17 protein-coding genes are annotated in these 20,403 nt (G+C 44.1%); 7 read left to right on the plus strand and 10 right to left on the minus strand.

The genetic code is table 11. The annotated features are described in order from the left end of the window. Positions 1-53 precede the first annotated feature (53 nt). Positions 54-599 (plus strand): phosphodiesterase, encoded by a 546-nt coding sequence (gene yfcE / locus ACYJZR_RS04045; RefSeq protein ID WP_025521851.1) that lies wholly within the window; start codon positions 54-56, stop codon positions 597-599. 58 nt (positions 600-657) lie between these two features. Here yfcE and ACYJZR_RS04050 read toward each other — a convergent pair whose 3' ends face one another. The 4 genes from ACYJZR_RS04050 to toxR are packed head-to-tail and all read right to left on the minus strand — an operon-like array spanning position 658 to position 3,165. After that, positions 658-936, minus strand: coding sequence for an Rdx family protein (locus tag ACYJZR_RS04050; protein WP_005454560.1), 279 nt, complete (start codon positions 934-936; stop codon positions 658-660). Positions 937-957: 21 nt separating this feature from the next. Beyond that, positions 958-1,713: a sulfite exporter TauE/SafE family protein gene (locus ACYJZR_RS04055; protein ID WP_461715842.1), complete on the minus strand. Its 756-nt coding sequence runs from the start codon at positions 1,711-1,713 to the stop codon at positions 958-960. Between the two features lie 46 nt (positions 1,714-1,759). Continuing rightward, positions 1,760-2,275 (minus strand): transmembrane regulator ToxS, encoded by a 516-nt coding sequence (gene toxS / locus ACYJZR_RS04060; RefSeq protein ID WP_005454545.1) that lies wholly within the window; start codon positions 2,273-2,275, stop codon positions 1,760-1,762. Positions 2,276-2,286: 11 nt separating this feature from the next. After that, complete coding sequence (toxR, locus tag ACYJZR_RS04065) at positions 2,287-3,165, minus strand: transcriptional regulator ToxR (protein WP_193301185.1); 879 nt, start codon at positions 3,163-3,165, stop codon at positions 2,287-2,289. A gap of 270 nt (positions 3,166-3,435) precedes the next feature. Between toxR and htpG the strand changes: the two genes are divergently transcribed. From htpG to hemH, 3 genes are all read left to right on the plus strand, one after another. Continuing rightward, complete coding sequence (gene htpG / locus ACYJZR_RS04070) at positions 3,436-5,340, plus strand: molecular chaperone HtpG (RefSeq protein ID WP_005454566.1); 1,905 nt, start codon at positions 3,436-3,438, stop codon at positions 5,338-5,340. A gap of 320 nt (positions 5,341-5,660) precedes the next feature. Continuing rightward, positions 5,661-6,305, plus strand: a complete 645-nt coding sequence (gene adk, locus ACYJZR_RS04075; RefSeq protein WP_005454556.1) for an adenylate kinase — start codon at positions 5,661-5,663, stop codon at positions 6,303-6,305. Between the two features lie 105 nt (positions 6,306-6,410). After that, the gene (hemH, locus tag ACYJZR_RS04080) at positions 6,411-7,373 is read left to right on the plus strand and encodes a ferrochelatase (protein ID WP_193301186.1); all 963 of its coding nucleotides are present in this window, start codon (positions 6,411-6,413) and stop codon (positions 7,371-7,373) included. A gap of 76 nt (positions 7,374-7,449) precedes the next feature. Here hemH and ACYJZR_RS04085 read toward each other — a convergent pair whose 3' ends face one another. Then, a complete protein-coding gene (locus ACYJZR_RS04085) occupies positions 7,450-8,838 on the minus strand; it encodes a peptide MFS transporter (RefSeq protein ID WP_005454549.1) in 1,389 nt (462 codons plus the stop codon). Positions 8,839-9,171: 333 nt separating this feature from the next. Between ACYJZR_RS04085 and rfaH the strand changes: the two genes are divergently transcribed. Beyond that, a complete protein-coding gene (rfaH, locus tag ACYJZR_RS04090) occupies positions 9,172-9,672 on the plus strand; it encodes a transcription/translation regulatory transformer protein RfaH (RefSeq protein ID WP_005454588.1) in 501 nt (166 codons plus the stop codon). Between the two features lie 107 nt (positions 9,673-9,779). Here rfaH and asnB read toward each other — a convergent pair whose 3' ends face one another. The 4 genes from asnB to nagA form a co-directional block, all read right to left on the minus strand. Further along, a complete protein-coding gene (gene asnB, locus ACYJZR_RS04095; protein WP_023585938.1) occupies positions 9,780-11,444 on the minus strand; it encodes an asparagine synthase B in 1,665 nt (554 codons plus the stop codon). Between the two features lie 243 nt (positions 11,445-11,687). After that, the gene (locus tag ACYJZR_RS04100) at positions 11,688-13,277 is read right to left on the minus strand and encodes a cation:proton antiporter family protein (RefSeq protein ID WP_005454558.1); all 1,590 of its coding nucleotides are present in this window, start codon (positions 13,275-13,277) and stop codon (positions 11,688-11,690) included. Between the two features lie 81 nt (positions 13,278-13,358). Then, the gene (nagC, locus tag ACYJZR_RS04105) at positions 13,359-14,573 is read right to left on the minus strand and encodes a DNA-binding transcriptional regulator NagC (protein WP_005454586.1); all 1,215 of its coding nucleotides are present in this window, start codon (positions 14,571-14,573) and stop codon (positions 13,359-13,361) included. Between the two features lie 2 nt (positions 14,574-14,575). Continuing rightward, entirely contained in the window at positions 14,576-15,712 is a 1,137-nt protein-coding gene (gene nagA, locus ACYJZR_RS04110) for an N-acetylglucosamine-6-phosphate deacetylase (RefSeq protein ID WP_005496091.1), read from the minus strand. A 489-nt stretch (positions 15,713-16,201) separates the two neighbouring features. Here nagA and nagE point away from each other — a divergent pair, with 489 nt between their 5' ends. Both nagE and glnS read left to right on the plus strand, forming a co-directional pair. Beyond that, positions 16,202-17,773, plus strand: a complete 1,572-nt coding sequence (gene nagE, locus ACYJZR_RS04115) for an N-acetylglucosamine-specific PTS transporter subunit IIBC (protein ID WP_005496090.1) — start codon at positions 16,202-16,204, stop codon at positions 17,771-17,773. 235 nt (positions 17,774-18,008) lie between these two features. Then, positions 18,009-19,679: a glutamine--tRNA ligase gene (gene glnS / locus ACYJZR_RS04120; RefSeq protein ID WP_025500207.1), complete on the plus strand. Its 1,671-nt coding sequence runs from the start codon at positions 18,009-18,011 to the stop codon at positions 19,677-19,679. A gap of 129 nt (positions 19,680-19,808) precedes the next feature. On the opposite strand, the gene fcrX is transcribed toward glnS, so the two are convergent. Further along, complete coding sequence (gene fcrX, locus ACYJZR_RS04125; protein ID WP_005489847.1) at positions 19,809-20,258, minus strand: ferric iron uptake transcriptional regulator FcrX; 450 nt, start codon at positions 20,256-20,258, stop codon at positions 19,809-19,811. Positions 20,259-20,403: the final 145 nt, after the last annotated feature.

Genomic DNA, 20,403 nt, shown 5'->3' on the forward strand with positions numbered 1-20,403 from the left:
GCATACGTCAGAATGCCGTAGAATAGCCTCATATATTTTGAGGAGACAACGTCGTGAAACTATTTTTTGCCTCAGACCTGCATGGCTCTTTGCCAGCAACCGAAGAAACCATCAAGTTATTCCTAGCATCAGGTGCAAAGCATTTGGTGCTGTTGGGTGACACGTTGAACCACGGACCACGCAACCCGATTCCGGAAGGGTATAACCCGCCCCAAGTGGCGGAGTTTCTCAACCAATACAGTCAGCAAATCATCTCCGTACGCGGTAACTGTGACAGCGAAGTAGATCAAATGCTGCTGAACTTCCCAATGATGATGGATTACGCATGGGTATTGCTAGAGTCTGGTAAGCGAATCTTTCTGACGCATGGCCATTTGTACAACAGCGATAAAAGACCACCTTTGCGAGAGGGTGACATCATCGCTCACGGTCATACGCATGTTCCCGTAGCCGAAATGAAAGAGGGTGTGGTGATCTTTAACCCCGGTTCAATGACCTTCCCGCGTAACGGTTTACCAAGAAGCTTTGGGTTACTGGATGGGAATATGCTCAGTGTTCAAACGCCAGAAGGTGAAGTGCTGGCGCAGACGACGATTTAACGGCCAACTAAGGTTAGTCGCTACGAAAATGATTTAAATAAGGGAACCGAGCGTTCCCTTATTTTGTATCGGAATGACCGAGATCGCGCTCTGGGTCGATAATGTCTCTTACGCGCTGTTTTAGTACTTTTGCCTCAGGAAAACCGCCGTCTTTTTTACGTTCCCAAATTTGCTGGCCATTGCAGAAAATCTCGAATCGACCACCTGTGTCTGGATGCAAACTGATGGTGTCGATTTCTTCGCTAAAAGTATGCAGCAACTCTTGCGATAACCAAGTCGAACGCAACATCCAGTTGCACTGGCGGCAGTAATAAATATCAATGATTGCTTTATCCATGAAAATTTCCTTTTAACTGGGTTAAACCAGCAATTTGATGCCCACGGCAAACGTGAGAATTTCGAACGCAATTTTAATCACTCGGTTGCTATAGCGAGTTGCGGCCCACGCGCCCAAACTGCCCCCAAGAAAAGAGCTCAACAACAATACTGGTAACCAAGCCCAGTGAATCGGTGCTCCTGCTTGTACAACCGTGATGCCACCAATACCATTCCAAAACAGTCCGACACAAATCATGGTGTAGGCGACCGCTTGTTTGTAATCGAACCCAAACCAACGCACAAGAAAGAGAGTGACAAGCAACCCAGAACCAGCGGTTAAAGACCCGTTGACGATGCCTATCGACATGATGCCAATACCACCAAGAATCCAACCCAACTGATTGCGACGCTTAATGATTTCGATTTGCCCCAGCTGCTTTTTCAAGCGGGAATAAATACCGAGTGCCAGAATCATACTGCCTAGCATCTTTTCCGCAATACCATCAGGGATATGAACGATGAGGTTTGCGCCAATCACAACACCTATACTGCCAACAAAAATCAGATAAAGGGCGATGGGCAATTTAACGGTGCCGGCTTTGAGGTGAGTGCTTGCTGCGCCCAAGCCTAAAGCAACAGAAGCCACTTTATGAGTGCCTAGTGCAACGGAGAACGGTAAGCCAAGAAAAATAAGGAGAGGAAACTGTAGCAAACCGGCACCGCCACCAGAAAGAGATGCCAAGGTATTTGCAACGAGCGAGCCGAAAAAGAGAGTGAAAGTGTCTAACCAATCCATGAGAAAAAATTAAGGGGGCATCTTGCCCCCTTATCACTAATTAAATTCAGTTTCTAAACAGTACCGTAGAACCGTGATTTAGGCTAGTTAATAGCAGAGTCTTCTCATTAACCACGTCAATTCGGCGGCTTTGTTCTGCATCTAGCTTAAAGATTTGAGTAATCAAACGTAGTTGCGCTTCAGAAAAATCCTTGGATTGAGAAGAAGAAATATCTTTGAACTCAGAAGGAGAAACAAGCAGATAGTTATCACTCACTTCCCAGCGACCTTTCTCTGAAATATTAATTGTCGATTCAGCCGTCGAGCCTTGTGCGAACAGTTTGATGTTTGCCACGCGAATGTAATCGCCATTCGGCAGGTACTTAACGTTCGACTCCACATTCACTCGACGTAACGGGCCTACGGTATCGTCTGGCAAGTTATCAGTAATCACAGTCACCATGGTTGACTGCCATTCATTTGATGTAAGCACTTGCTCAACTTTAAGGTCACTGCCCCAGTACAACCAACCACTGAAAAGGATAGATACGGCCAAAACCGCAGATGCTACTTTAATCTTCATGCTGGCCTCCTTTATTTGCAGATGTCTGTTGGATCGTTTTGACCTGCGAAAATACGCAATGTCACGTTCTCATACGAGTGATTGCTGTCATGAATGTAGTTCAAAATCAGCTGGTTATTTTGTCCGCCAGTGGCAATCACTTCCACTGGTAAGGAGTCTTCTGCATGGTGCTTAACGTAGCGTTCAATGCACTGCTCAATAGAAGGCAACCAGTTGTTGATTTGCGGGTGATTTACAGGTGTCATCACTGGTACGTTCTGATACTCACCAATCTGACGGAACTGAGATTCCGCAGGGTTTGTAAATAGCAGTACGCAAATCGGTAGTAATAGTGCCAAAAATAAAATAACGCGTGGAATCCATGGATTCACAGCAGAAGCCACAGGTGCTTTTTCAGGTTCTACTGGCGCTTCTGGTTCAACGATTGCGTCAGAAGGCGTCGCTAAAGACGGCTCTACGATCGTTTCTACCTCATTAGCAGAGGCGTCATTGTTATCAGAAGCTGGCTCTTCAACTTCAATTGAGCTTGAGTCTGAAGAAAGTGGGCTTAGGCGTTCAACAGTACAAATGAGTTGATAGCCTCGTTTTGGAACGGTTTTAACAAACTCTGGAGATTTTGTTGAATCCTTCAACATCTTACGCAGAGTAGAAATCGCTTGAGTCAGGCTTGAGTCATCCACCTCAAAACCTTGCTCACGCCAAACAAACTCGTGAAGCTCGTTACGGGTTAAAACTTCGTTTGGTCTCTCCGCCAACATCAGGAGTATACGGCTTTCGTTGCTTCCTAATCGTACAACTTCGTTGCCGCTTTGTTGGTCAGCGAGCGAATTACTATTTGGATCAAAGGTAAACCTTTGAGCAAGTAGAAATTTGGTGCCGATGTTAGTCATTTAGTTCTTCTTAGATGGATGATGTTGTAATTATGGTGATTTATATCACAAAATTACGTTTGCGCATGGGAGATACGCGACGTTTTAGATGCTTTTAGGGGGGTAGGATAATTAAATTTTTCTAAAAAAACACCGTTTTTAGCAATATTGACCTTGAATTTACATTTGTCAGCCACATGTTAAATGACATCTTAGTGTGGTGATTTCATGGGGCTAAATCACAAAGTCGTCCCTGAAAAAGCCTGTTAGTTTAGATGTTATGGAGCACACATGAGCGAAACCGTATCTCAAAATAAAGAAACTCGTGGTTTTCAATCAGAAGTAAAACAACTACTTCATTTAATGATCCATTCTCTTTATTCCAATAAAGAGATCTTTTTGCGCGAGCTGATTTCTAACGCATCAGATGCATCAGACAAATTGCGTTTTCAGGCACTTTCGAATCCTGATTTATATGAAGGTAACGCAGATCTTGGCGTTAAGCTGTCATTTGATGAAAGTGCAAATACCCTAACGATTTCTGATAACGGTATCGGTATGAGCCGCAACGACGTTATCGAACATTTAGGCACCATCGCAAAATCAGGCACCGCGGAATTCTTCTCAAAGCTTTCAGAAGAGCAAAGCAAAGACTCGCAATTGATCGGTCAATTTGGTGTTGGCTTCTACTCTGCATTTATCGTTGCTGATGCGGTGACCGTGCGCACTCGTGCAGCAGGTTTGCCAGCAGACGAAGCAGTGCAATGGCATTCTGCTGGTGAAGGTGAGTACACCATTGAAAACATCACTAAAGAATCTCGTGGTACCGACATTATTCTTCACATGCGTGACGAAGGTAAAGAGTTCTTAAATGAATGGCGCTTGCGCGATGTCATCAGCAAGTACTCGGATCACATCGGCATTCCTGTTTCTATCCAAACTGTAGTGCGTGATGAAGACGGTAAAGAGACAGATGAGAAGAAGTGGGAGCAAATCAACAAAGCTCAAGCGTTGTGGACGCGTAATAAAGCAGATATCTCAGATGAAGAATACCAAGAATTCTACAAACACGTTTCACACGATTTCGCTGATCCATTGGTGTGGAGCCACAACCGCGTAGAAGGTAAAAACGACTACACTAGCCTACTTTACATCCCATCGAAAGCGCCATGGGATATGATGAATCGTGATCACAAGTCAGGTCTGAAACTGTACGTGCAACGTGTGTTCATTATGGATGATGCTGAACAGTTTATGCCGTCTTACCTGCGTTTCGTACGTGGCTTGATTGATTCAAACGATCTGCCACTCAACGTTTCGCGTGAAATTCTACAAGACAATAAAGTGACTCAGTCGCTACGCAATGCATGCACGAAACGTGTACTGACTATGCTTGAGCGCATGGCGAAGAATGATGAAGAAAAATACCAATCATTCTGGAAAGAGTTTGGTCTAGTGTTGAAAGAAGGCCCAGCGGAAGACTTTGCGAACAAAGAGAAAATTGCAGGTCTATTGCGTTTTGCTTCAACAGAAGTTGATTCAGCGGAACAAACCGTTGGTCTTGCGTCCTACGTTGAGCGCATGAAAGAAGGCCAAGATAAGATCTACTACTTAACTGCAGACAGCTACGCGGCGGCGAAGAACAGCCCTCACTTAGAGCAGTTTAAAGCGAAAGGCATCGAAGTCATTCTGATGTTCGACCGCATTGACGAGTGGTTGATGAACTACCTAACTGAGTTTGATGGTAAGCAGTTCCAATCGATTACCAAAGCTGGCCTTGACTTGAGTAAGTTTGAAGACGAAGCCGATAAAGAAAAGCAAAAAGAAACCGAAGAAGAGTTCAAATCGGTTGTTGAGCGTACCAAGTCTTACCTGGGTGACCGCGTGAAAGACGTGCGTACGACCTTTAAACTTGCATCTACACCTGCAGTCGTTGTGACGGATGATTACGAGATGGGGACTCAGATGGCGAAGCTGCTTGCTGCCGCAGGTCAAGCTGTGCCAGAAGTGAAATACATCTTTGAAATCAACCCAGAGCACGAACTTGTTAAGCGCATGGCGGATGAAGCGGATGAAGAAGCGTTTGGCCGCTGGGTCGAAGTGCTACTTGGTCAAGCCATGTTAGCAGAGCGCGGCTCGATGGAAGATCCAACGCAGTTCGTGGGTGCTATCAACAAGCTTTTGACTAAGGTTTAATAAGTCATCAATATCGAAAAGCTCGCATTATGCGAGCTTTTTGTTTGTTGTCGCAAAATTTTGCATTACAGGTGTTGAGTTAATGATCAATAGCTGCAGAAAGAGGGTGTTGTTAACATTCTTTAGTCTTAATTCACTCTTTGCTCTGTGAACCTGTGATAGAATCTGTGACTTGAATGTGAGTAATAAGGCGTGTATTTTTGCCCGCCTATATACCTTATACCGAAACTTATCGTTGCGAGCGCTTCTAGGGTTTATGCCTGCGAAGCACAGCTATTGTGAGCTTCGGTATAAATCTTAAATATAAAAGAGGATAAATCATGCGCATCATTCTTCTAGGTGCTCCAGGTGCAGGTAAAGGCACACAAGCAAACTTCATCATGGATAAATACGGTATTCCACAAATCTCTACTGGTGATATGCTTCGTGCTGCTATCAAAGCAGGTACAGAACTTGGCAAACAAGCTAAAGCTGTTATCGACGCTGGTCAGCTAGTTTCTGATGAAATCATCCTTGGTCTTATCAAAGAGCGTATCGCTCAAGACGATTGTGAGAAAGGTTTCCTACTAGATGGTTTCCCACGCACTATTCCTCAGGCTGATGGTCTAAAAGAAATGGGCGTTGAAGTAGATTACGTTATCGAATTCGACGTAGCTGACGATGTGATCGTTGAGCGTATGGCTGGTCGTCGTGCTCACCTTCCTTCAGGTCGTACTTACCACGTTGTTTACAACCCACCTAAAGTGGAAGGTAAAGACGACGTAACGGGTGAAGATCTTGTTGTTCGCGATGACGACAAAGAAGAAACAGTACGTGCACGTCTAGGTGTTTACCACGAGCAAACTGCACCACTTATCGATTACTACGGTAAAGAAGCTGCAGCAGGCAAAACTAAGTACCTAAAATTTGACGGTACTAAGCAAGTTGCTGAAGTAAGTGCTGATATCGAGAAGGCATTAGCATAATAGGTAATACCTATTATCAAAATTTTTAATAATTTTGTTATAGTGAAGCGGCCGTAAGGTCGCTTTTTTTATACATTTTATATGCTGGGAAAACAAAGGGACGCAATGCAAACTAAAAATAAACAAGGTGTGTTACTGGTTAACCTAGGAACACCTGATGAACCTACCGCTCCAGCGGTTAAGCGCTTCTTAAGTCAGTTTCTTCATGATCATCGTGTAGTCGATATGACACGATGGCTTTGGTGTCCAATTTTACATGGTGTGATTCTTCCAATGCGCTCGCCAAAGGTCGCTAAGTTGTATGAATCGGTATGGATGGAAGAGGGCTCACCTTTAATGGTGTATTCCAAACGCCAGGCAAAGAAACTTGCTCAGCATCTCGATATGCCTGTGGAACTCGGCATGACTTATGGCAACCCAAGCCTTCAATCTGGTTTTGAAGCTCTTATCGCTCAAGGTGTGGAAGAGGTTATTGTGCTACCGTTGTACCCACAATATTCTGGGACAACCACCGCAGCCGTGTCTGATGGAATCACAAAAGCGTTTAAGCAACTGCCAGTGATGCCAGCATTCAGCTTTATTCGCGATTATCACGATCATCCAATGTACATCGAAGCGCTTGCGCACTCGGTTCAACAATACTGGGAAGAGTATGGCAAAGGGGATTACTTGCTGTGTTCATATCACGGTATTCCTAAACGTTATGCAGACAATGGCGATATTTATCCTCAGCATTGTGAAGCGACCACTCGCTTGCTCGGTGAGGCGCTTGGTTTATCATCGGATCAGATTGGTATGTCTTATCAGTCTCGTTTTGGCCGAGAAGAGTGGCTACAGCCTTACACTGATAAAACATTGGAAACCATCACCAGTAAAGGCGTGAAGAAAATTGATATCATGACTCCTGCATTTTCATCTGATTGTTTAGAAACTTTGGAAGAAATTGCGGGAGAGAACAAAGAGATCTTTATGGAAGCGGGTGGTGAGCAGTTCCACTATATTCCATGCCTTAATGACGATGACATGCATATCGATATGATGGCAGAACTAGTACGCAGCAAGCTGTAGAGCTTTGGTATTCTGCACTGAATGAATACAGAAAAGGGTCGCGATTGCAACCCTTTTTAATAACTTTGAAACCATGTTAAGCAACTTGTGTTTGTTGCTCTTCAATTTGTTCTGCAGTGCTGTGAGTGTTTTCTGCACCGTGCATCCAACGAACAAGCGTGTTCGAGAATAACATTAGAATCACACCACTGATCAATGCGGTTACTGCGATGCCACTAAAGATAGCCATTGCACCAAGTTCACCCACATGAGAACCCACGTAACCAGCGACATAGTTCGCAATAGCGTTACAACCAAACCATGCACCCATCATCAACGATGCAAGACGTAGCGGAGCCAGTTTGGTTACAAGAGACAGACCAATAGGGGATAGACACAGTTCGCCCAAAGTATGGAAGAAGAACGCGCCAACTAGCCATAGCATGGATGTTTTCACGTTAGTATCACCACCTTGCTCCATTACTGCACCAACCATGCATAGGAAGCCTAGTGCCAAGAAGAACATGGCTAAAGCAAATTTCGCTGGTGAGTTTGGTTCACGTTTACCTAGTTTCACCCATAGAACCGCAAGGACAGGCGCAAGCGTAATGATAAAGAATGGGTTTAGTGACTGGAACCAAGCTGCAGGTACTTCAAAGCCGCCAATCATACGATCGGTGTACTGCTGAGTGTAAATGTTCATCAGACCGCCAGCTTGCTCGAAACCAGCCCAGAATACGATAGTAAACAGGCTCATCACCAAGATAACTTTAATGCGATCTACTTCTTCTTTGGTAAGAGGCTGTTTTGTTTTGGCGTTCTTATTGTTTAGGTCGCGTTTCGCGGCTGGCTCACGGCCAATATCACCAAGCCAAGACTGTGAAAGCGACATTTGCATGACAAGGCTGATTATCATACCCACGCCCGCTGCTACGAAACCTGCTTTCCAACCAAATGAGTTCGTTACAGATCCAGAAACCACGCCGGCTAGCAGAGCACCAAGGTTGATACCCATGTAGAAGATAGTGAAAGCGCCATCACGACGATTATCACCTTCATTGTATAGGTCGCCAACCATGGTAGAGATATTTGGCTTGAATAGACCGTTACCACAAATAAGCAGAGCAAGACCTAAATAGAAAGTGTGAAGTGCTCCGAAGCCTAGTGCGTCAGCCGGAAGTGCCAGTGTGAACTGGCCGATAGCCATTAATGCACCACCAAGCAAAATTGAGCGGCGTTGGCCAAGGTAGTTATCGGCAAGGTAACCACCAATCAATGGGGTAATGTAAACAAGGCCGGTGTAAATGCCATAAAGGTCGAGCGCGTCTTTCGTTGACCAGCCCAAACCACCATTCATTGTGGTATCAGTTAAGTAGAGTACTAGAATGGCACGCATTGCGTAGTAGGAAAAGCGTTCCCAGAGTTCTGTGCCGAACAATAAGAACAAGCCACGAGGGTGACCGAAATATTGATGTTGGTTTGACATAAGCTCTTCTAATAGTAGTTATTACATTTTTTAACGACACCTACGTATACATTGCAATTTAACTGCTTACAAACAATAAAATTTTGCCTTACGACTAAATAGCATTGTTAAGTTACTGTTTATTTTTGATTTTGTGGAGCTTTTGTTGGTGGTTGGTGTGTGTTACAAACTTAATTTTCATTTTTGCCTATGGACTTATTTTCTTAACCTTTTGAAAAAGTGTAAGTTATGCGAACAATGTATAATGTTCTTCTTATGGATAATTTGAATATTCATGACTCACCTTTAGCTTAATGCTAGGATGAAACAAAAATATAATTGGCTAGTAATAAAATGAAACGTTGGTATTTACTTTATTGTAAGCGTGGAGAACAAATAAGGGCTAAGCAGCATCTTGAAAATCAAGGTGTTGAGTGCTTCTACCCAACTGTAGAAGTCGAAAAAATCTTGCGCGGTAAGCGACAAAAGGTCGAAGAACCGTTGTTTCCTTGTTATGTATTTGCACGTTTTGATTATGAACAAGGCCCGAACTTTACGTCGGTTCGGTCGACGCGCGGTGTTGTCGACTTTGTTCGATTTGGTGCCCAACCAAAAGAAGTTCAAGGCGATCTTGTGTTTGAGTTGAAGCAGCTAGAGAAATGCTGCACAGAAAAAAACATATCCGAATGCATGCCTAAACCAGGTGATCAGGTTCGTGTTAAGAGCGGACAATTTGCAGGTATTGATGCCATTTTCCAAGAACAAGACGGAGAGAAGCGTTCAATCATGTTGGTGCAAATGATCTCGAAGCGAGTGCCAGTTAGCATTGATAACACCGATTTAGACTTAAAGTAGTCGCTAATAACACCAACACAAAAAAGAGGTGCGCACGCACCTCTTTTTGATCTTAACGTCAACAAGTTAAATAATTGGGCTGGATTGCTGCTCCAGCCCAATTCTACTTAGTAAGCGTCGTTGTGAACGGTTTGCACTGCACGGCCTGAAGGGTCAACACAGTTCTTGAATGACTCATCCCACTCAATCGCTTTCGCTGATGAACACGCTACAGAAGGACCACCTGGTACACATTCTGCAGCTGATGGTAATGGGAACAACTCCTCAAAAATTTCGCGGTATACGTAACCTTCTTTAGTTGTTGGTGTGTTGTATGGGAAGCGGTACTGAGCCGTTTCCATCTGTTGATCGGTCACTTTCTCTTCTGCTACGGCCTTCAAAGTGTCAATCCAGCTGTAACCTACGCCATCAGAAAACTGCTCTTTTTGACGCCAAGCGATTGAGTCTGGTAAGTAATGCTCAAAACATTCGCGAAGAATGTGTTTTTCCATCTTACCGTTGCCACACATTTTGTCTGCAGGGTTTAGGCGCATTGCGACGTCAATGAACTCTTTATCCAAGAATGGTACACGGCCTTCAACGCCCCATGCTGCCAACGATTTGTTCGCACGAGCACAGTCAAACATGTTTAGAGCCAGCAGTTTACGAACCGTTTCTTCGTGGAACTCTTTTGCGTTTGGCGCTTTGTGGAAGTACAAGTAGCCACCGAAGATTTCATCAGCGCCTTCACCAGAAAGCACCATTTTGATGCCCATTGCCTTGATTTTACGGCCCATGAGGAACATCGGTGTTGAGGCACGAATCGTTGTTACGTCATAAGTCTCGATGTGGTAAATCACGTCACGAATAGCATCCAAACCTTCTTGAATGGTGTATGTCATTTCGTGGTGAACGGTGCCAATTTTTTCTGCCACTTCACGTGCTGCTTTTAAGTCTGGAGCGCCTTCAAGACCAACCGCAAAAGAGTGAAGTTGAGGCCACCATGCTTCTGATTTTTCATCGTCTTCGATACGCATCGCAGCATAGCGTTTTGCTACCGCAGATGTGATGGATGAATCCAGACCACCAGATAGTAGTACGCCGTATGGTACGTCAGTCATTAGTTGACGTTTCACAGCGGCTTCCAGTGCTTCTGTTAGTTCTTCTTTACTCGTGCTGTTACCTTGAACAGCTGCATATTCGTTCCAGTCACGGATGTAGTAACGCTGAGGTTCTGTATCTTTTGAGCTGTAGTGCGAACCTGGAGGGAATTCGCTGACTGTTTTACAAACGGGTACGAGTGCTTTCATTTCGGAAGCGACGTAGTAGTTACCGTGTTCATCGTAACCTTGGTAAAGTGGAATGATACCGATATGGTCACGACCTACTAGGTACTCATCTTTTTCTTCATCGTACAGTACGAAAGCAAAAATGCCGTTTAGCTCTTCAAGAAGATCAGCACCCATGTCTTGATACAGCGCTAAAATAACTTCACAGTCAGAGTCTGTTTGGAATTCGTACTTGCCTTCGTAGCGAGCGCGAATCTCTTTGTGGTTGTAGATCTCACCGTTAACGGCAAGGATTAGTTTTTTATCAGGGCTGTATAGTGGTTGAGCACCGCTATTTAGACCAACGATAGCCAAGCGCTCGTGAGCTAGGATTGCTCTTTCTGAAGAGTAGATACCAGACCAGTCAGGGCCACGGTGACGAAGCTTTTTCGACATTTCTAACGCGATAGGACGCAGTGCCGCTGCATCACTTTTAATGTCTAAAATCCCAAATACTGAACACATACAACATCCTTTCTAAACTAAACAATTTCTAATCGGTATGGATTCAATTTGCCATTCTGAGTAAAAAAAGCAACGTTTTGTGATTAAAAAAATGATAAAAAGCCTTGTTGATTAAATAATATTTAATTTATTTGTTGTTTTGATGAATGGAATTAAGGTTTGGTATGAAAATCAAACAAAAAAAGCCTCTCTATTGATAGAAAGGCTTTTAATTGGTAGTAGCGTTGTTGCGTATTTTTATGGTTATTTTATCGAAGTGAACTGAGGTTCTAGTTGTTTGCACACGTGTCGCGCAAAACCACTACCTGCTTCGCTGTATATATTAAAGGCAGCGTCCACACCACTTTCCAACAAACCTTCTAGTTGGTCTGGATATTCTGCAATAGCGGCAATTTGCCCTTTGTAGTTTCTACGCTGAAGTTGTTCTAGTGCCGTCTGATTACCTTGATGGTGTGGCATTGCCAATAAAACTAACTTTACATGACCAGTATCTAGGATTCGTTCCCAAAAATCTGGGTCGGTAGCATCCCCTGAAATGACATTACGTCCTTCTGAACGGTGTTGTTGCGCTGCTTCTTCACGGATCTCAATCCCCAGAGAAATCTTGCCGTAACGTGCGCGTAGCTCGTCATATGCACCGGTACCAATTCGCCCCATACCTAGAATAAGTACTTGAGCATGTCCCGGGTTGATCAACTGGTCACGTTGGTTGAGTTTCTCTGCAGCCGTTTCTTGTAACCATTTACCGGAATGTTGATAAATTTTATGGCCCAAGCGATTTAGAGGTGCTGAGATAATAAAGGATAGTGAAACCGCTACAGCGATGGCTGCGAGCATGTCACTCGGCATCCACCCCATTTTGTACGCCAGGCCACCGACAATGAGCCCGAATTCGCTGTAGTTAAACAGTGATAAAGAAGCGAGTAGGGAAGTACGCACGCGAAACTTAAAGTGGTTGATTGTGAGGAAGTATAGCAACCCTTTAATAGGTAGAAGGACAATGAATAAAAGCGCTAGTGCGATACCCGTTAGACTCAAAGATGCGGATAAGCCGATATTTAAGAAGAAGCAGACGAGAAAGAGCTCTTTCATATTAAATAGCGATTTAGACAACTCTGACGCTTTACGGTGACCAGCGAGCATCATGCCAAGAATCAAGGCGCCAAGGTCTGGTTTCATTCCAACTAACTCAAACAGTCCGGCACCCACAACAAGCGCGAAGAAAATGCCGAACAGCACTAACATCTCGCCGTGGCCTACTTTATCCAATAACTTGTAAAACAGCGGGCGCAGGAGAGGAAGAGCAAATAGACCTATGGCGTACCATTCTGGCACTTTGCCTGTTGAAACAGTCAGAAACACGACCGCGAAGATATCTTGCATAACCAAAATACCGATGGCCAGTGTGGCGTATGTCGCGTTGAGTTCACCTTTTTCCTGCAGTGTTTTTACCGCGAAAACAGTGCTAGAGAAGGAAAGTGCAAAGGCTAGGAGCAATATCTGCCCGCTTTCCATACTTGCAAGGGACGTTAATCCAAGCAGTTTCAGCCCTGACAACGCAAGGGCAAAAAAAGCGGTTGAAAGAATATTGTGCGCTGTTGCGCCGCCCCAAATTTCTTTGGAGAGCAATGTTTTTACATCGAGCTTTAAGCCAATAGTAAAAAGCAAAAGAGTAACGCCGAGATCAGCCAGAGTGACAATAACGTCATTACTTTGATAGCCAAAGGCATGTAAGCCAAAACCCGCTAGTAGAAAACCGACTAGAGGGGGAAGGCTGCATTTGAGCGCGATGAAGCCTGCTAAAAAAGCCGTTGTAATTAGAATAATTTCCATACTGTTGAGCTAGATTCCTGATATACGAAAACGGGCTGTGAAAACACAGCCCGAGATTGTAACTCAATTAGTTGTATAAACTTAGTCTTCTAGTAACTTTTGTAACAAAACGCCATTTAACATCGCTCGTTTTATCATGGCAAAAGCGCCCATTGTTGGCTGCTTATCAATGTGAGAAGCCACAATTGGAAGATCGTTATGGAATGTTTTCAGTGACTGGTTTTCTACATTTCTTTGAATTGCAGGGAAAACAATGTCTTGTGCAGCGGTGATGTCACCTGCAATCACGATTTTTTGTGGGTTAAACAAGTTGATGGTGATAGCGATGGCTTTACCCAACTGGTTACCAACACGTACTAAGCTCTGTTTCGCGAGCTCATCACCGTTCATAGCATGAGTGCATACATCTTCAATCGTAATGTGCTCCAATTGCGTTAAGCTAGACTCATAGCCTTGTGCTATGAGCTGTTTAACGCGTTGGATGATCGCTGGGTTAGCAGCAACCGTTTCAAGACAGCCAAAGTTGCCACATTGGCATTGCTCACCAAGAGGGTCAATTTGAATGTGGCCAATTTCACCTACGTTACGGTTAAAACCTAGAAACACTTGGCCGTTAACAATGATGCCTGCGCCAGTACCGCGGTGTACACTGACTAAGATAGAGTCTTGGCAATCTTGGCTAGCACCGAAATAATGTTCTGCAAGTGCCATACCACGGACGTCGTTACCGACAAAACAAGCCGTATTGAACTTCTCTCGGATAATTTCACCAAGCGCAAGGTTATCAATATCCGTATTTGGCATGTACTCAACGACGCCTGTCGTAGGGTTAACTAGGCCTGGTAACGTAATACCGATAGCAATCAACTGGTCAATTTTATCTTGGCAACGACTTACGAAGTCTTTTAATAAATCAATAAGACCTGCAATCAAATCGGCTTGGTTGGTGTAGTGAAGTTCGTGTTGATCTTCTGCCAGTGCAGTGCCGCCTAAGTCATAGAGACAGAATTGAACGTAGTCTCGGCCTAAGCGAACGGCGATAGAGTGAAAAGGCTTCACTTCAGTGGTCAGTGAGATTGCTCGACGGCCACCTGTTGAAGCTTGTTGGGCGACCTCTTTAATGAGGCCGCGTTCCAATAGTTGACGGGTGATTTTGGTAACACTCGCTGGAGCAAGCTGGCTAACATCCGCGACTTGAATTCGGGAGATAGGACCTTGCTGATCAATCAGCCTGTATACCGCAGCGCTGTTAAGCTGTTTTACTAAATCTACATTACCAATCTGTCCGCCATTCATGCTTAATTTTGCTCGTATTGTCCGTTAACAACCGTCGCTTTAACGTTGAAGTCACGATCGAAAATAGTCAGGTTTGCAACCATGCCTTTTCGAATACGGCCGAGACGGTCCTCAACGCCAATTGCAGTCGCTGGGTACAGTGTAGCCATTCGTAGAGCTTCTTCTAAAGCGATACCTGCGTGCTCAACTGTGTTCTGAACTGCTTCAATCATAGTCAGAGCTGAGCCGCCTAGTGTGCCGTTTTCATCAACACACTTACCATCTCGGTAATATACTTTCTTACCGACAAAAATAAAGTGATCAATGTTAGCACCTGCCGGAGCTGTGGCATCGGTCACCAAAACAAGCTTTTCACCTTTGATTTTATGAGCAATTCGAATGTTTGCGTAGTCTACGTGGAAGCCGTCAGCAATGATGCCTGCGTAGATCTCTGGTGTATCGTAAATAGCACCAACCACTCCTGGCTCACGACCAACCATAGGAGTCATCGCATTGAATAGGTGAGTGGCAAAAGTAATACCGGCTTCAAAACCTTTGCGTGCTTCAGCATAGGTCGCGTTTGTGTGACCGATTGATACCACAATGCCTGCAGCTTTTAGGCGTGCGATATGTTCAGGGTCGTTCTGCTCTGGTGCAAGAGTTACTTTGGCAATGATGTCTGCATTTGAGCAAATAAGGTCAATCATGCCGTCATCGGATGGACGGATGAAGTCAACGCTATGAATACCTTTTTTCGCGACGTTAAGGTATGGGCCTTCAAGATGTAAGCCAAGCGATTGGTTTTGGTATTTTTTGTGATATTCGCGAGCTGCGGAGATTGCCGCGCGCATATCTTCATCAGAAGACGTAATAAGCGTAGGAAGGAAGCTGGTACAACCCGACTTTAGGTTTGCTTCGTGCATGATTTGCATCGTTTCTGCTGTGATAGCATCGTTCAACATGACGCCGCCACAACCGTTCAGTTGCAGGTCGATAAAACCAGGACTTAAGTTAGCTCCATTCAGATCTTTTACTTCAATGCCTTTCGGTAGTTCAGCAACGGGCACAATGGATTGAATTAGATCGTTTTCAACGATGACCGCATGATCGGTAAGAACATCACTACCGGTATAGATTTTACAGTTACTTAGCGCGTACATAGTCAGCTAGTCCTTATAGATGAGAATTCAATTTCTGTATCGTTATCTAATCGGCGACTGAATGAGTCATGTGGGTACTTAGTTTGTATCACTGAATTAGATAACGAGTCACATACAGCAAGTTGCGTTTTATCGATGTTATTGTCAGAGTAACTAACTGAAAAATAATAAATGAATTGTTTTTTATGATTCTTTTTCAGAGCAAAGTTGCGAAGAATTACCCGCCGAGATACCAAAATAACACTGATTCTGCCTTGCATAAAGTGCGAGAATATTATCTTTAAAACGCCATTTTTTCGTATAATAAAATAAGTTTTATGATCTCGCTAGCAAAAACCTTTAGAAAGGCCAAATTGTGGTGATTATGATCACAAACAATGAGCTTTTAATTTGCGGAGCAAAATTAATGTCATAAACTGACGATGACTAAATTGAACGACTGAAATAAGTTATTCAACATAACATCGAATCCTATAGGGGGAACTTAAGGTGAATATTCTCGGATACGCGCAGAAGTTAGGTAAAGCTCTTATGCTTCCTATCGCGACTTTGCCAATCGCAGGCTTGTTACTGCGCTTGGGCCAACCTGATGTATTTGACATCGCGTTTATGGCACAAGCCGGTAACTCAATCTTCTCTAACCTTCCATTGTTATTTGGTCTAGGTATCGCGATCGGCTTATCAAAAGACGGTCAAGGTGCTGCAGGTCTTGCTGGTGCGGTTGCGTACTTCGTACTTACTGCGACAGCGTCAACAATCGATGCGTCAGTTAACATGTCATTCTTCGGTGGTATCATCGCAGGTATCATTGCTGGCCATTCTTACAACGCTTTCCATGCTACACGCCTTCCTGAGTGGCTAGCATTCTTCTCTGGTAAGCGCCTAGTGCCAATTATGGCTGGTTTGTTCGCCCTAGTTGCTGGTGCTGTTTCAGGTATTGTATGGCCAACAATCCAAGGTGGTCTAGATGCACTTGCTCACGGTATCTCTACTTCTGGCGCAATCGGTCAGTTTGTATACGGTACGCTTAACCGTGCTCTAATTCCTGTAGGTCTACACCACGTACTGAACTCTTTCTTCTGGTTTGGTATGGGTTCTTGTCAAGAAGTGCTAGTTTCTGGCGCAACAGCTGCTGGTCAAGCTCTTCCTGCACTACAACAACTTTGTGTTGACCCAGCTCTAGCTAAGACTCTTGTTGCTGGTCAAACTCACACATTTGAATTCGCTAACTCAGTAACTCCAGAAATTACAGCAACTGTTAAAGAAGTAACTGAAACAGTTAAATCTGGTGACCTACACCGTTTCTTCGGCGGCGATAAGAGCGCTGGTGTATTCATGAACGGTTTCTTCCCAGTAATGATGTTCGGCCTACCAGGTGCAGCACTTGCTATGTACCTAGCGGCTCCTGTTGAGAAACGTAGCCAAGTTGGTGGTGCATTGTTCTCTGTTGCATTCTGTTCATTCCTAACTGGTATCACAGAGCCTCTAGAGTTCATGTTCGTATTCCTAGCTCCTGCTCTATACGCGATTCACGCAGTGTTCACTGGTCTATCGCTAGTTGTTGCTAACATGCTTGGTACGCTACACGGCTTCACATTCTCTGCTGGTCTAATTGACTACTTGTTGAACTACGGTCTAGCAACTAAACCTCTACTACTAGGTGCAGTTGGTCTTGGCTTCGGTGCTCTTTACTTCTTCACATTCAGCTTCGCAATCCGCGCGTTTAACCTAAAATCGCCAGGCCGTGAAGATGATGATAGCCAAGCAGCAGCACCAGCAGGTGAAGCAAAAAGTGGTGACCTAGCTCGTCAATACCTAAAAGCGCTAGGTGGTCATGACAACCTAACTTCAATTGACGCATGTATCACTCGTCTACGTCTAACTCTGAAAGATCGTTCAGTAGCTAATGAAGAAGTGTTGAAGAAACTAGGTGCGAAAGGTGTTGTTAAACTAGGTGAAAACAACCTTCAAGTTATCCTTGGTCCTCTAGCAGAAATCGTTGCTGGTGAAATGAAAGCAATCGGCGCAAACGAAGACCTATCGAATGTAAAACTACCATAATTACATCGAACTAATATTTGATTAGAGACCTCCTTCGGGAGGTCTTTTTTTGTTTTAGTGCTTTGAATCTGCTGTGCATTCACGCGAACTCGATAAATATTGCCGTTTTAGCGCGAGTTCTTGTTGTCTAATGGCTTAGAATTGTGGATCATTAGAAACAATGCACTCTGTAAAACCATATCGGATACAGAGTTCCGTTTTCTCTGACAATACTTATATTTTTGAGGTGCTATAGATGAGTGAAGCTGATGCTCGTCCATCAAACTTTATTCGCCAGATCATTGATAAGGATCTAGCGGATGGCAAACACACTAGCGTGCATACTCGATTCCCGCCGGAGCCAAATGGCTACCTGCACATCGGTCATGCTAAGTCTATCTGTTTGAACTTCGGTATTGCTCAGGACTACCAGGGTCAATGTAACTTACGTTTCGACGATACAAACCCTGAAAAAGAAGACATCGAATACGTTGAGTCTATCAAGAAAGATGTAAACTGGTTAGGCTTCGAGTGGGATGGTGAAGTATGTTACTCATCAAACTACTTCGACAAGCTTTACGAATATGCAATTGAATTGATTAACAAAGGCTTAGCGTACGTAGATGAGCTAAGTCCAGAGCAGATTCGTGAGTACCGTGGCACGCTAAAAGAGCCAGGTAAGCCAAGCCCATACCGCGACCGTTCTGTTGAAGAAAACTTAGCGCTATTTGAAAAAATGCGCGCAGGTGAATTTGAAGAAGGTAAAGCGTGTCTTCGTGCGAAGATCGATATGGGTTCGTCATTCATGGTTATGCGTGATCCAGTTCTATACCGTGTACGTTTTGCTACTCACCATCAAACGGGTGATAAGTGGTGCATTTACCCAATGTACGACTTCACACACTGTATCTCTGATGCGCTAGAAGGCATTACACATTCTATCTGTACGCTAGAGTTCATGGACAACCGTCGTTTGTACGACTGGGTACTAGACAACATCACAATTGATTGTCGTCCTCATCAATACGAGTTCAGCCGTCTAAACCTAGAATACACAGTGATGTCTAAGCGTAAGCTAAACCAACTAGTAACCGAAAAATTGGTTAACGGTTGGGATGATCCTCGTATGCCAACAGTATCTGGTTTACGTCGCCGTGGTTTCACACCTGCGTCAATCCGTGAATTCTGTAAGCGTATCGGTGTGACGAAGCAAGAAAACATGATCGAGTTTAGCTCGCTTGAATCTTGTATTCGTGACGACCTAAATGAAAATGCACCTCGTGCGATGGCTGTGTTGGACCCTGTTAAAGTTGTTATTGAGAACTTTGAAGTGGGCGCTGTAGAAAATCTAACGCTGGCTAACCATCCAAATAAACCTGAAATGGGTGAGCGTGAAGTACCGTTTACTCGTGAAGTTTGGATCGAGCGTGAAGATTTCCGTGAAGAAGCGAACAAAAAGTACAAGCGTCTAGTTCTTGGTAAAGAAGTTCGTTTACGTGGTGCTTACGTGATCAAAGCTGAGCGTGTTGAAAAAGACGCGGAAGGCAACATCACAACGATTTACTGTACTTACGATCCTGAAACGCTAGGCAAAAACCCAGCAGATGGTCGTAAAGTTAAAGGCGTAATTCACTGGGTATCTGCGGATAAAGCGCTACCAGCAGAAATTCGCCTATACGATCGTTTGTTCACTGTTCCAAATCCTGCAGCAGCAGAAGACTTCGCTTCAACCATTAACCCTGATTCACTCGTTGTGATCAACGGTTTCGTTGAGCCGAGCCTGGCATCTGCAGAAGCAGAGCAAGGCTACCAGTTCGAGCGTATGGGTTACTTCTGTGCGGATTCTAAAGATTCAACTGCAGATAACCTAGTGTTCAACCGCACGGTTGGCCTACGTGATACATGGGCGAAAATTGAGAACCAATAATCTCAATCGTTACCTATAGAAAAATGCCAGCAATTGCTGGCATTTTTGTTTTTGGATTAAGCAAAACAAAAAGTACAGATACAAAAAACGCCAGCTTTAACTGGCGTTTATTTTTAATCTACAAGCAAATTATTTTGCAGGTTTGTGCGCATCTGGGTTTTCTTTGCAACCACCGTCACTGCATTTACCGTATAGGTATAAGCTGTGGTTTGTTAGCGTCACATTGTACTTAGCTGCTATTTCGCGTTGGCGCTCTTCAATGATATCGTCAGAAAACTCAATTACTTCACCACAGTCTAGACATACTAGGTGGTCGTGGTGATGTTGAGTTGACAATTCGAAGACTGACTTGCCACCTTCAAAGTGGTGACGAGTAACAATACCTGCATCGTCGAATTGGTTTAGAACGCGATAAACAGTTGCTAGACCTATCTCTTCACCTAGATCAATCAGCTTTTTGTACAAATCTTCAGCACTGATGTGCTGGCAGTCTGGCTGCTGAAGTACTTCTAGAATTTTTAGCCTTGGAAGGGTAACTTTTAGACCCGCATCCTTCAGCGCCTGATTATTATCTGACATATACTTTCCCGTTGGATCATCTGCAGCGATTTAACAGAATTCAATATTCCTACCATTATAGGCGAAGCGCTAAAAACATTAAACCACGAACTTCAAAGGGTTAATAGAATCTTTTTGTAAATTGGAAATGGGTCGATTATATTAC

This window comes from Vibrio sp. RC2502 (assembly GCF_054850435.1).

What these genes read in the sequence shown, in the direction of transcription:
- toxS (WP_005454545.1), bottom strand. Translation starts at nt 2,275, where the DNA reads ATGAAGATTAAAGTAGCATCTGCGGTTTTGGCCGTATCTATCCTTTTC.
- nagC (WP_005454586.1), bottom strand. Translation starts at nt 14,573, where the DNA reads ATGAATGGCGGACAGATTGGTAATGTAGATTTAGTAAAACAGCTTAAC.
- ACYJZR_RS04100 (WP_005454558.1), bottom strand. Translation starts at nt 13,277, where the DNA reads ATGGAAATTATTCTAATTACAACGGCTTTTTTAGCAGGCTTCATCGCG.
- ACYJZR_RS04050 (WP_005454560.1), bottom strand. Translation starts at nt 936, where the DNA reads ATGGATAAAGCAATCATTGATATTTATTACTGCCGCCAGTGCAACTGG.
- glnS (WP_025500207.1), top strand. Translation starts at nt 18,009, where the DNA reads ATGAGTGAAGCTGATGCTCGTCCATCAAACTTTATTCGCCAGATCATT.
- fcrX (WP_005489847.1), bottom strand. Translation starts at nt 20,258, where the DNA reads ATGTCAGATAATAATCAGGCGCTGAAGGATGCGGGTCTAAAAGTTACC.
- toxR (WP_193301185.1), bottom strand. Translation starts at nt 3,165, where the DNA reads ATGACTAACATCGGCACCAAATTTCTACTTGCTCAAAGGTTTACCTTT.
- ACYJZR_RS04055 (WP_461715842.1), bottom strand. Translation starts at nt 1,713, where the DNA reads ATGGATTGGTTAGACACTTTCACTCTCTTTTTCGGCTCGCTCGTTGCA.
- rfaH (WP_005454588.1), top strand. Translation starts at nt 9,172, where the DNA reads ATGAAACGTTGGTATTTACTTTATTGTAAGCGTGGAGAACAAATAAGG.
- adk (WP_005454556.1), top strand. Translation starts at nt 5,661, where the DNA reads ATGCGCATCATTCTTCTAGGTGCTCCAGGTGCAGGTAAAGGCACACAA.
- ACYJZR_RS04085 (WP_005454549.1), bottom strand. Translation starts at nt 8,838, where the DNA reads ATGTCAAACCAACATCAATATTTCGGTCACCCTCGTGGCTTGTTCTTA.
- nagA (WP_005496091.1), bottom strand. Translation starts at nt 15,712, where the DNA reads ATGTACGCGCTAAGTAACTGTAAAATCTATACCGGTAGTGATGTTCTT.
- hemH (WP_193301186.1), top strand. Translation starts at nt 6,411, where the DNA reads ATGCAAACTAAAAATAAACAAGGTGTGTTACTGGTTAACCTAGGAACA.
- htpG (WP_005454566.1), top strand. Translation starts at nt 3,436, where the DNA reads ATGAGCGAAACCGTATCTCAAAATAAAGAAACTCGTGGTTTTCAATCA.
- asnB (WP_023585938.1), bottom strand. Translation starts at nt 11,444, where the DNA reads ATGTGTTCAGTATTTGGGATTTTAGACATTAAAAGTGATGCAGCGGCA.